This window comes from Planctomycetia bacterium, from assembly GCA_021413845.1.
Classification (GTDB): Bacteria; Planctomycetota; Planctomycetia; order Pirellulales; family PNKZ01; genus PNKZ01.
In genome coordinates this window covers 59,491-71,412 of record JAIOPP010000021.1, presented here as the reverse complement: position 1 = coordinate 71,412, position 11,922 = coordinate 59,491, and the positions used below count along the sequence as shown (strand labels likewise).

Genomic DNA, 11,922 nt, shown 5'->3' with positions numbered 1-11,922 from the left:
GCCGACAAGGGGCGGCTTAAGCGACTTGGGAAATTCGCGAAACGGCCGCGAGCAGCCCTTCCGCAGCAGCGCAAGATTCGTCGTCGACGACGGTAAATGGCCTACGAACCGCGATTGCTCCGTTTCCCGCGTCTCGCAATAATCGCCCCGCTCGCGACATCGCCCTCGGCACTCTTTGCCCGATCGTTTTACTCCCATCACCTTCTCTCGCTTGGCAACCATGCGCACGCTCTTCGTCGCCGTCGGTTTCGTCATGTCGTTCGCCGCGGGCTGCACCTCGCCCTACCTGGCCGATCGGGGCGCGCTCATCGGCGGGCTCGGCGGTGCGGGAGCCGGGGCCTTGATCGGCAACGCGGCCGGCAACACTCCGGCCGGCGCCATCATCGGAGCCGGCGTCGGCACGTTGGCCGGTGCCGCGATCGGCTCAGGGCTCGATGAAGTCGAAGCACGCAATCGGGCTCAGATCGAACAGCGGCTCGCGCGACAACTTCCCCCCGGCGGCGTCAGCACCGGCGACGTGATCGCGATGTCGAAGTCGGGCATCGATCAAGACCTGATCGTCAACCACATTCGCGCCAACGGCGTCGGCAAGAAAATCGATGCCAACGATCTGATCATGCTGCAACAAGAAGGGGTCAGCAAAGCGGTCATCACGACGATGCAAACGACTCCGCAGCCGCAGTTGCAAGGGGGCGCGCCGATGATGGCCGGCGGCCCGCAACCGGTAATCGTCGAGGAACACTACTACGCCCCGCCGCCGTACTATCGCGGCCCGCGCTACTACGGCCCACCGCCACCGTACTACTACGCCCCGCCGCCGCAAGTCGGCGTCGGCTTCTCCTACAACACAAGACGCTAACCCTTCTCCCTGCGGGAGAAGGTGGCCGAAGGCCGGATGAGGGGCGGAGCTGTTTCGACTAGAATCCGCAAGCCCCTCACCTGACTCGCTCCGCTCGCCATCCTCTCCCGGTGGGAGAGGGGTTTCAATCAACCGACGCAGCGAAGCATGTCGTTACGTCTTCTGCTTCGCCCGCAGTTCCACGAGTGATCGCTCGACCGATTCCAGCGTCTTCTTCGCGTCCTCAAGCGATTGCTTCTCTTTCGCCACGACATCGGCCGGCGCGCGATCGACGAAGCTGGCGTTTGAGAGTTTTCCCTCTTTGCTTTTGATCATGCCCGCTAAATTGTCGCGCTCTTTTTCCTTCCGCGTAATCTCGGCGGCGAAGTCGATCAAACCTTCCAGATCGACGAACAGCTCGCCGAACGGCAGCGTCAACGTCGCGGTCGTCTCGAAGGCTTGCACCGTCGGACCCCAAGTCGTCGCTTCGGCACCCGCGAGCGAGCCGAAATACGGAGCCATCGGGCTCAAGAGCGTCGCGGTTTCCGCATCGCAGCGAAGCGCGAAACGGATCGACGTCTTGGGCAGAATGTTTTGCCGAGCGCGAATGTCGCGCAGTCCGCGGAGCATCTCTTGAAACCGAGCGAAGCGGGCCTCGATGGTCGCGTCTTGGCGCGCGGTTTCGCATTCCGGCCACGCGGCGATCATCACGCTTTCAGCCGCGGGCTGCGGATTCGTCAAGCCGCGGCTCGGGGCGAACTCGCGGAGCCGTTGCCAGATTTCTTCAGTGATGAACGGCATCGCGGGATGCAAAAGACGAAGCATCACGTCGAGCACATGCGCGAGCACGCGCTGCGCGGCCGGACGCTGCGCGGCATCTTGCATCCGACCTTTCACCATCTCGACATAGAAGCTGCAGAACTCGTCCCACGCGAATTCATACACCTTGCGCATCGCTTCGGCATAGCGATAGTGGTCTAAGTCGTCGGTCATTCCGGCTGCGACGGTATTCAATCGGCTCAGAATCCAACGATCTTCCACCGCCAACTCGGCATCGCTTACCGAACCTGCCGTGTAGCCTTCGAGGTTGAGCATCGCGAACCGCGCGGCGTTCCATAGCTTGTTGCAGAAGTTGCGCGCGAGCTCGAACCGCTCGCTCACGACCGCACCGCGCAGCAACGCCGTATCGGCGGGCTTCTCGGCCCATTGCGTGCGGAACGGCTGCCCGCATTTCTTACAATCGACGCGCGGCTGCACGCGGTTCTTCTTCGTCTGCTCGATCAGCTCATGGCAATGCGGACACTCGAAATCGACCGGCATCCGGACGTCTTGTGTTTCCGTCGTGATATAGGCGAGGCCGAACCGCAGGGCATCGGCCCCGAACTTATCGACCACATCGAGCGGATCGACGCCGTTCCCCTTCGACTTCGACATCGTATCGCCGAACGAGTCGAGAATCTTCGGGTGGATGAAGACTTCCTTGAACGGCACCTCGCCGACATTGTGCAAGCCGGTCAACACCATCCGTGCGACCCAGAGCGTGATGATGTCGCGGCTGGTGATGAGCGTGCTGGTCGGATAGTAGTACTTCAACTCGGCAGTCTGCTCCGGCCAACCAAGCGTACTATGCGGCCAAAGGGCGGAGCTGAACCAGGTATCGAGAACGTCAAGATCGCGCTCAATTTCGATCACGTCACGGACCAATGCCCAAGCTGCGTCAGTAGCTTGTGGGAAGTGACCAATAGTCGGAAACAAGTGGCGAAGATTCGATGCGCCCGGTTGCCGAACCGCATCATTTTTCCAGTAAGTTGCCATCGCCTCTTGGAGTGCAAGAATCGCTTGGTCTCCGGCGTCGGTTTTGACGCAGCAGCGAAACTCTTCGCGGCTATCCTTTTGGATAGCAATGTCACCTTCGTCCACACCTGCGGCTTGAAGATATGCCCTGAATGCAGACATCGTAACTTTTACGTGTTCGGGCTTTAAAGAAAAGTGTTGGATATGCCACACCGGAATCCGATGTCCCCACCAAAGCTGCCGGCTCACCGGCCAGTCGCGCTTCTCGCCGAGCCAGTCGAGGTAGCTTCTGCCGTAGCGTTCCGGAATGATCTTCACGCGGCCGTCGCTCACGGCGTCCATCGCCGATTGCGCGAGGCCTGCCTTGCCGTCGTCGGCATCTTTCATGCGTACGAACCATTGGTCGGCCAAGTACGGTTCGATCGGTGTCTTCGAGCGGTCCGACATCGGCAGCTCGATCTTGCGATCTTCCGTTTCGAGCAAGAAGCCGAGCGCTTCCATATCGGCTACGACTCGCTCGCGAGCCTTCGGCATCGGCAGGCCTTTGTAAGCGGCTCCGTTGTCGTTGAGCGTGCCATCGGGGTTCAGTATGTTGATCATCGGCAGCGACTGCCGCTTGCCCACTTCGTAGTCGTTCGGGTCGTGCGCCGGCGTGATCTTCACGCAGCCGGAGCCCATCTCAGGCTTGGCCCATTCGTCGGCGACGAGCGGAATCTGCCGGCCGGTGAGAGGGAGGTCGAGCATGCGGCCGGCGCGGGCCATATCGCGGAGCTGAATGAGCAACGGCAGGTGCGTGGTGCGGCGCTCGGCGAGCTTTTCGAGCTCGGCCTGAATCTGCGGCTTTTCTTTTTCGCTCGCGCTCTCTAACTTGGCGCGTAGTTCTTTCTCAACTTGGTTCAAAGCTTCAGCCGGGTCGGGATGCACCGCCACGGCCGTATCGCCGAGCATCGTCTCGGGGCGCGTCGTAGCGATGGTCACGTGCGTCGGCTCCCCGGCCTGCGGGTTCACCACGGGGTAGCGCAAGTGCCAGAAGTGTCCGTCGACCGTGACGTTTTCGACTTCGTCGTCGCTCACGGCCGTCTGCAGGTAGGTGTCCCAGTTGACGAGCCGCTTGCCGCGATAGATCAGGCCCGACTTGAAGAGACTGAAGAACGTCTGACGCACGGCCCGAGCGCACATCGGGTCGAGCGTGAAGCGGGTCCGGTCCCAATCGCAACTGGCTCCCATGCGCTGCAACTGGCCGAGGATGCGCTTCTCGTATTCCTCTTTCCATTTCCAGATGCGCCGCACCAACTCTTCGCGGCCGAGATCGTGTCGACTGAGCTTCTCTTCTTGTAGCAGCCGGCGCTCGACCACGGCTTGCGTGGCGATGCCCGCGTGATCCGTGCCGGGCATCCAGAGGGCGTTGTAGCCTTGCATTCGCTTGAAGCGAATGAGCATGTCTTGCAATGTGTTGTTCAGCGCGTGCCCGAGATGCAGCGCACCGGTGACGTTCGGCGGCGGAATGACGATCGTATACGGACCCTTCGGAAATTTCTTACGTTCCGGGTCGGGCTCGCTGTGGAAGTATTTGTTGTCGAGCCAAAACTTGTACCAACGCTGCTCGGGCTCGGCGTGCTGATACTGCTTCGGCAGGTCTTCGATCGTAGGCGCGTTCATGGTCGTTCCGTCGGTTTGCATGCTGACTTTTGCATTCTGCGATCAAGACTTCGCAGCGTCGTCCGTCATCAACTTATACTCGATACTGTCGACCAGCGCGATCCAACTCGCTTCGATCACGTTTTCGCTGACGCCGATCGTGCCCCAGACTTGCGCGTCGTCGCGGCTTTCGATGACGACGCGCACGCCGGCAGCCGTGGCGGCTTCGGAGTTGATGACCCGCACTTTATAATCGACGAGCTGCATGTCGGCCAAGTTGGGATAGACGTCCATCAGCGCTTTTCGGAGTGCGGCATCGAGAGCATTGACGGGCCCATCTCCCTCGGCGACTTCGTGGCGGATGCGATCGCCGATCTTGAGCTTCACGGTCGCTTCGGTGGTGATGTTGCCTTCGGCGTCGGCCTCGACATTGACATGAAAGCTCAATCGCTCGAAGTGCGGCTTGTAAAGGTCTGCGCATTTCTGCACGAGGAGCTCGAACGAACCTTCGGCCGCTTCGAACTGATAGCCGTCGTTCTCGAGCGATACGACCTTCGCCAAAATCCGTTCCATCAACTGCCGATCGTGCTGCAAGTTGTGCTTCGCGGTCAGGGCTTCGATGTTCGAGCGACCGGAAAGCTCGCTGACGAGGATGCGCCGTTCGTTGCCGACCTTCTCGGGCGGGATGTGTTCGTAGCTGCTCGACACGCGATTGACCGCGTGAACGTGCATGCCTCCTTTGTGGGCGAACGCGCTGGCGCCGACATACGGCTGGTTGACGCGATGGTTCAGGTTCGCAAGCTCGTAGATGTAGCGCGAAAGCTCCGTCAGCCGACCGAGGCAACCGGGCTGAAGCACCTCGTAGCCCTGCTTGATCGCGAGGTTCGCGACGACCGAGATAAGATCGGCGTTGCCGCACCGCTCGCCGAGACCGTTGATAGTCCCTTGCACTTGCACCGCTCCGGCATCGACGGCCGCCAGCGAGTTGGCGACGGCGAGCTCGCAATCGTTGTGCGTATGGATGCCGACCGGCACGTTGAACGGCTTCAAGGCTGCGATCGCGGCGGCAACGCAACTCGCGACCTCGTGCGGCATCGTGCCGCCGTTGGTATCGCAGCAGACGACGATCCGCGCGCCGGCTTCGGCCGCCGCGCGAATGGTCTGCGCGGCGTAGGCGGGATTCGCTTTCCAGCCGTCGAAAAAATGTTCGGCGTCGTACACCACTTCGCGCCCTTGGCTGCGCAAGTAGGCGATCGTCTCGCGGATCATCGCGAGGTTCTCTTCGAGCGACACGCGGAGAACTTCCAGCACATGAAAGTCGGACGTCTTGCCGACGATCGTGATCGACGGCGCTCCGGAATCGACGAGCGCCTTCATGCCGGGATCGTCGGCCGGAGCGACCCCTTTGCGGCGTGTCATGCCGAAGGCCGTGATGCGCGTGTGCGGAAACTTTTCGCCGCGGACCCGCTCGAAGAACTGGGCGTCTTTCTCGTTCGAAAGGGGGTAGCCTCCTTCGACGTAATCGAAGCCCATCTCGGCGAGCCGACGGGCGACGAGCACTTTGTCTTGCAGCGAGAAGCTCACCCCTTCGCCTTGGCTGCCGTCGCGAAGCGTAGTGTCGTAGATTTCGATGCGTCGCATGTTGGAGAAGCCGGCGAAGACGGTGTGGGATGAAGACTGCGTGAGAATAAGGAGCGGTAGCGCGAGTGAAATAAAAAACCCTGGGGCCGAGAAGGCCTCAGGGTGCGGGTTGTTCGTTGGTGGTCGAATCCGGCTCCCTAAGGCAAGGCAACTCCGACGCGAATGATTCGCGAGGAAATACCGCCGATGGTAATTCGACCGATGACGGCGGAAAACTTGACGCCGATCGATCCACCTTGCCCGACCGCTACGAAGCGCGCAACGCGCAAGAAAGCCGAGGATTCGGCCGGCGCTGCGTCGGGATTTAAGGGTGTGGTCGGCATAATCGTCGTGTTGGGAGTTATGAAACTACGATACGCGGAGGGGTTCGGAGTGTCAAATCGAAGAGAGGTTTAGGCTATAACTAGCTCGAGATCCAATCTTGCAAGCGAAGGTTCGGAATTCGACCGAAATCGCGAGCGTTGTGCGTGACCAGCGTAAGGTTGAATGTGAGAGCCGTCGCAGCAATAAGCAGGTCGGGAAGTCCGATCGGTTTTCCGGAGTCCGAAAGTTCGGCTGCGATCTTGCCGCAGCGACCGGCGACTTCCTGGTCGATCGTGAGAGCATGAAACTCGGCGATCATGGTCGTGTAACCGAGGAGAAAACGATCGGGAGTATTCTTTCGGTAAACCCACGACGAGAGCTCCGCGATGCTGATCACGGAAACATGGAGTTGGCCCGTGTATTGGAGAAACCGACCGGTAACGGAAGCATCGCCGCGAAGGTGTGCCGAGCAAATGTCGGTGTCGATGAGAAACGACATCTTATGTCAGGTCGCGATTCGAGCTGCGTGCTTCCATCGTCGCTTCGAGCCAGCGATCGAGATCGTTGCCGGCGTCGGCCCAAGCTCCGGCAGAGGCGCGAATGCCATCACCAGGTTTAGCGGATACGGATCGAATCACAACCTCGACGCGCTGTCCGTCGGCAATGGCGACGGTTTGATCGAGTTCGATCGTGCGGCCATGCAAGATGCCGGTCACCGTGTTGCCGATGGTCATGAGTTGCCTCGCAGCGTCGATTTTTTCAAATGAAGCCCTAAGGCAATTGTACGACGATTCGGATCAGGTTTCCACCGCATGCAAGTTCGGTGTTACGCGGTTCGGCTCCGGCGGCCGTTGCCGGTCGACTCGTCGTCGTCGGAGTCGTCTTCGGCTTCTTCCCATTCGTCTTCCGCATCTTCGGCCGCGGCGAAGGCATCGGTCTCAGCAGCTTCTTCGCTGTCGTCTTCGTATTCGTCGGTCTCGGCTTCGTCTTCTTGTTCGACGATCACGTCCGGTTTAATCGGGCCGCGCTTCGCCGACTTGCTTGCCGAGGCGGTCGGTTGCCGCGGCGTGACCGTGTTGCCTTTGTAGAGCGATTCCCATTCTTCGACCGTGAGCAGCACTTCGCGGGCCTGCGAGCCGTTGTAAGGGCCGACGATGCCGTCTTCGGCCATGAAGTCGATCAGCCGCGCACCACGACCGTAGCCGACGCCCAACGCCCGTTGCAACAACGAGACGCTCCCTCGCCCTTCGCGCACGATGACGTCGATCGCCGCTTCATACAATTCGTCGCGGCTCTTCCAATGGTCGGCCCCTTTCTCGGCGTCGGCACCTGCGGGCTTGAGCGAGACGAGCTCCTTCACGAAGTCCGGCTCGGTCGTGCTGACGAACTCGACGACCTTGTTGATCTCGTCGTCGCTGACGTACGTGCCTTGGCCGCGCAAGAGCGTGCTCGTGCCCGGCGACAGGAAGAGCATGTCGCCGTTGCCGAGCAACTTGTCGGCACCCATCTCATCGAGCACGACGCGGCTATCGGTCCGGCTCGCCACTTGGAACGCGATGCGCGCCGGCAAGTTCGATTTGATCAGACCGGTGATGACGTCGACCGTCGGCTTCTGAGTCGCGAGCACGAGATGGATTCCGACCGCACGACTTTTCTGAGCGAGGCGGATGATGTGCGCTTCGACGTCTTTGCCCGACTGTTGCATCAGCAAGTCGGCCATTTCGTCGGCGACGATCACGATGTACGGCAAGTGTTGCGGGATGTTCTTCCGCTCTTCGTCGCTCTCCGGTTGCAACCGTTCCATCAGCTCTTCTTCGCCGAGCTGATTGTAGTTGGCGATTTGGCGCACACCTGCTCGGGCCAGCAGCGCGTAACGCTCTTCCATCTTTTCGACGGCCCATGCCAAGATCGCTTCCGCCTTCTTCATGTCCGTCACGACCGGATGCATCAAGTGCGGCAACGTCTTGTAGCAACTGAACTCGACCATCTTCGGGTCGATCAACAGCATGCGCAGCTCATCCGGCCGACGCGTCATGAGCATGCTCATGATGAGCGTGTTCAAGCAGACCGACTTGCCGGTGCCCGTGCGGCCGGCGATTAGCAAGTGGGGGAGTTTCGCCATGTCGGCGAGTAGCGGATTGCCGGCGACGTCTTTCCCGAGATAGATCGGGATCGTCATCTTCGCGGCCTTGGCGGCTCCTTCTTCGATCACTTCGCGCAGCATGACGGTCTGACGCTCGGCGTTCGGCACTTCGATACCGACCGTGTTCTTGCCGGGAATCGGGGCGACGATCCGGACGCTCGGCACGCGCAGCGCGATCGCCACATCGTCGGCCAAGCTCGAGATCTTGCTCAAGCGAAGACCGGCTTCGAGCTCGAGCTCGAATTGCGCGATGACCGGACCGGTTTCGATCTCGACCACCTTCACGTTGAAGCCGAAGTTGGCGAACGTCTTTTCGAGTTGCTTCGCCTTCTTCCGTACGTCCTTCTCTTGCTCGTCGGTGTTGAAGGGAACGCCCTTCACGAGCAGATCGATCGGCGGCAGCTCGAACTCCGGTCGCTCTTCGGTAATGTTGGCGGCTTTGTCGAGCTCGGCCATCATCGCTTCGCGCTCGTTCTTCTTCGAATTCTGCGTGCGAACACGCGGGCCGGCGCTTTCGGCGGCGACCGTCTTGGCGGGCTCGGTTTTCGTCGGCGGGGCGACGGCGGCCACAGGAGCGACAGTCATCGCTTCGATCTCGGCTTCTTCCTCGGCGTCGAGTTCTTCGACCTCCTCGTCGTCTTCGACTTCTTCTTCGTCGGCTACTTCATCCTCGACGCGGCTTAGCTTCTTGCCGCCGATCTTGATCGCCATCTCCGTCGGCTCGATCGGCAGCGGAGCAATGTCGGTGCGCAGCTGCGCGGCGACGGTCCGCTTGCGCCGCTCGGCCAGTGCGTCGGCCCCTTTGGCGAGGCCGCGGCTCATCTGCCGCACCGGCGCGCCGAAGATCGCCGCCGAAATCCGGAGCAGCACGTAATCGGTGCAGAGCAACAAGCCGCCCGAGACGACTCCCAGCAGCAGGATCAACGAACCGGTCAACGCGAAGTGGGCTTCGAGAAACGCGCGCCCCATCGCTCCGACATATCCGCCCGAGCCGATGATCGGGCCCGGCGACATTCCCGGCGCAAGCAACTGCACCACGGTCGCGAAGCCGAGCAGCGACAGAGACCAACCGCCGGCGCGAACCCACGGCTGTTCGACTCGTTTACCTTGCAGCAACACCGCCGCAAGCACGCCGAGCGAAAGCGCGATGTAGTAGGCGCCGAGACCGAGCCCTTCGAGCAACAAGAAGGCGGTCCATGCCCCGAGCTTGCCGCAGGCGTTCGTCGGCACGGGCGACTGAGGATAGACGTGCATCGACGGCGGATCGGCCGGCGAATACGTGAACAACGTCAGCGCAAGGAAGACGGTACACGCAGCCAGCGCGATCGCGAATAAGTCGAGCTTGACGCTCCGCTCTTGGAGCATGGCGTTGTCCGTCCGTTTCATCGAACGGTCTCTCACTGTGGGACTTCTCGTCTTGCGACGAGATGGGTTCCAGGGCGAGTCCTTGCCCGAAAACGGTCCGTATCAGCAATAGCTTTCGGCCGGCCGAGGCGGTGTTCCCCAGTTTGTCGCCGCGGGCCGTCCGAAGTTTCCCTCGACGGAAGTTCGGCACTTCGCGCGCAAGCGGCACGTTCGCTACGAGCCGCTCGGCCGTGGTATGGTCGTAGCGGTTATGCGAAGTTGCGCGCCGGCTTCCAGAGTTCGCGCGTGACCGGCGCGAGCAGACCGACGAGGTTGCCGGCCTCGTCGAGAGCTACGAGTTCCTCCGGCAGGGCGGCTTCGGCCGAGGCGAACTCGGTCCGCACGATCGCGCGACCGTTGGTCAGCAGTTGTTGTTCGTCCGGCGTGACGACGACGCTCGGCAACTCGGCTACGGCGTGGCGAGGCGATCGGAGATGTTCGCCGAGGTTCGCCGGCGTGAGGAACTCGGCATCGATACCGGCGTCCGAAGTGAAGCCGCCGATCGCGGTTCGCTCGAGGGCCGACATCACGGCGCCGGTGTCGAGCGCCAAGGCGATGTCGCGCCCTAGCGAGCGAATGTAGGTTCCCGAGCCGCAACGAATGCGCAGGCGGAGTTGAGGATACTCGTAGCCGAGAATGTCGATCGCATGGATTTCGATCGGACGTGCTGCGAGCTCGAACTGTTCGCCGGCCCGAGCCATGTCGTAGGCGCGGCGGCCTTGCACTTTGAGCGCCGAGTAGGCCGGCGGGCGTTGCATGATGGTGCCGAGAAAAGCGGGGATCGCTTGCTCGATCGCTACGAGGGAAGGGATCGGCGGGTCGATTAATTCCACGACCGTTCCTTCAATGTCTTCCGTATCGCTCGTTCGGCCGAGCAGGAATTCCGCGACGTAGGTTTTCGGCATCCGTTGCACATATTCGATCAAGCGCGTGGCTTGGCCGACGCACACGATCAACACACCCACGGCCAGAGGATCGAGCGTGCCGGCGTGACCGGCCTTCGCCGGCCGAACGACTCGCTGCACCCGATCGACGACCTGCCGCGACGTGAGGCCGGCCGGTTTGGCGATGTTCAAAAGTCCGGAGAGCGCCTTGGTCATGCTGTCGGTGCGTGCGGGTAAGAGCGGAAGAGAGAGGAGCGGCGGCCTAGGAACCGTTAGTGATCCGTCGGACGATGCGTTACCATATCCGCTGTCGTCGCGAATCACTAGGACCGTGCGAGGTCGCTCATGCCGAAGCGCCACACCGAATGCTGGGTCGCCGCGTTATGCATCTTTGCGGCGAGTCTGTCGACGATGAATCACGCGCGGCTGCCGGCTCAAGAGCCGACCCAACAGCAGAATACGCCGGCGACGAAAGCCCCCGCCGGATCGACTGCTGCGGTCAAGCCCGATGAGCGGCCTCGGCCGTCGGATCCGCTGATCGATGTCCAGCGCGGAACGCTGGCGATCGTGATCACCGCTCCGCATGGGGGCCTGGAAGACGTGCCGGGGGTTCCGCTGCGCGTCAATCGCAACGCGTATCGCTTCGTTACGGGCAACGATGCTAACACGCGGCTCTTGGCGCATGAACTTGCGAAAGATATTGAGAAGCGACTCGGCGGGAAACCCTATTACGTGACGGCCCGCTTTCATCGGAAGTATATCGACGCCAACCGCGAGGCGGCGCATGCGTATGAGTCGCCGGCCGCAAAGCCCTACTACGACGGTTATCACGACACGATCGCGGAGTTCTGCCGCGAAGTATTAGCGAAGCACGGCTCGGGCCTGTTGATCGACGTGCATGGTCAGGCCGTTTACAAAGACGAGATACTCGTCGGCACGATCGGCGGCGAGACCGTGCCGCTGTTGCGACAACGATTCGGCGTCGAGGCGCTCGTCGGCAAGACCGGTATGGTCGGTTGTTTGCAGGCCGCGCACCTGAAGACCATGCCCGCTCTCGACGCGACCGACCTGAACGTGCCGCGATTCAACGGCGGATTCACCGTGCAAAACTACGGCAGCCACAAGCCGGGAGGGCTCGATGCCATTCAATTCGAGTACGGCTCCCACTATCGAGCACTCGACCAAATCGGAACCACGGCGCGAAAAAGCGCCGAGGGAGTCGAGCGTTTCTACCTCCGATATATGGTGCGCAGGTAGGTGCGAGTGATTGGTACTAC

General features: G+C 61.4%; 8 protein-coding genes. 2 read left to right on the top strand and 6 right to left on the bottom strand.

The window, feature by feature from the left end; all coding sequences use genetic code 11:
• Window positions 1–220: 220 nt before the first annotated feature.
• Window positions 221–859: a hypothetical protein gene (locus K8U03_04495; GenBank protein ID MCE9604145.1), complete on the top strand. Its 639-nt coding sequence runs from the start codon at window positions 221–223 to the stop codon at window positions 857–859.
• Window positions 860–1,012: 153 nt separating this feature from the next.
• On the opposite strand, the gene K8U03_04490 is transcribed toward K8U03_04495, so the two are convergent.
• From K8U03_04490 to truB, 6 genes are all read right to left on the bottom strand, one after another.
• Entirely contained in the window at window positions 1,013–4,291 is a 3,279-nt protein-coding gene (locus tag K8U03_04490; GenBank protein ID MCE9604144.1) for a valine--tRNA ligase, read from the bottom strand.
• A gap of 42 nt (window positions 4,292–4,333) precedes the next feature.
• Entirely contained in the window at window positions 4,334–5,911 is a 1,578-nt protein-coding gene (cimA, locus tag K8U03_04485) for a citramalate synthase (protein ID MCE9604143.1), read from the bottom strand.
• 403 nt (window positions 5,912–6,314) lie between these two features.
• Window positions 6,315–6,713 (bottom strand): type II toxin-antitoxin system VapC family toxin, encoded by a 399-nt coding sequence (locus tag K8U03_04480; protein MCE9604142.1) that lies wholly within the window; start codon window positions 6,711–6,713, stop codon window positions 6,315–6,317.
• A 1-nt stretch (window position 6,714) separates the two neighbouring features.
• The gene (locus K8U03_04475) at window positions 6,715–6,948 is read right to left on the bottom strand and encodes a hypothetical protein (protein ID MCE9604141.1); all 234 of its coding nucleotides are present in this window, start codon (window positions 6,946–6,948) and stop codon (window positions 6,715–6,717) included.
• A gap of 92 nt (window positions 6,949–7,040) precedes the next feature.
• The gene (locus K8U03_04470; GenBank protein ID MCE9604140.1) at window positions 7,041–9,722 is read right to left on the bottom strand and encodes a DNA translocase FtsK; all 2,682 of its coding nucleotides are present in this window, start codon (window positions 9,720–9,722) and stop codon (window positions 7,041–7,043) included.
• 248 nt (window positions 9,723–9,970) lie between these two features.
• Complete coding sequence (gene truB, locus K8U03_04465) at window positions 9,971–10,861, bottom strand: tRNA pseudouridine(55) synthase TruB (GenBank protein ID MCE9604139.1); 891 nt, start codon at window positions 10,859–10,861, stop codon at window positions 9,971–9,973.
• 129 nt (window positions 10,862–10,990) lie between these two features.
• Between truB and K8U03_04460 the strand changes: the two genes are divergently transcribed.
• Window positions 10,991–11,902: a hypothetical protein gene (locus K8U03_04460; protein ID MCE9604138.1), complete on the top strand. Its 912-nt coding sequence runs from the start codon at window positions 10,991–10,993 to the stop codon at window positions 11,900–11,902.
• Window positions 11,903–11,922: the final 20 nt, after the last annotated feature.